This is a genomic window from Flavobacterium geliluteum (genome assembly GCF_017948595.1).
GTDB lineage: Bacteria > Bacteroidota > Bacteroidia > Flavobacteriales > Flavobacteriaceae > Flavobacterium > Flavobacterium flavipigmentatum.
The window spans coordinates 1-255 of the sequence record NZ_JAGFBV010000099.1 but is presented as its reverse complement, the minus strand read 5'-3'; the positions used below and the strand labels follow the sequence as shown (position 1 = coordinate 255).

The 255-nt window shown below is 36.9% G+C and carries 1 pseudogene; it reads left to right on the top strand.

What is annotated here, in order from left to right:
• Positions 1 to 255, top strand: a pseudogene (locus J3495_RS19095) (hypothetical protein); the annotation flags it as partial.

Sequence of the window (255 nt, the reverse complement as noted above, 5' to 3'; positions counted from 1 at the left end):
TATTCGTGATGGTGTGATTCGCTATAGCAGTTCTTTGCCTTATGCATCCGTTCATAATGAAGGCGGTGAAATTATAGTAACCCAAAAAATGAAGTCTTATTTCTGGGCGATGTATTACAAAGCCCTGGGCGGAATAACAACTAAGAAAAGTGGAGCTGAAAGCAAAAGCAAAAAAAACTTAAACCTAAATGCTGAGGCTGAAAAGTGGAAAAGCCTGGCATTAATGAAAATAGGCCATAAAATAAAAGTTGAAAA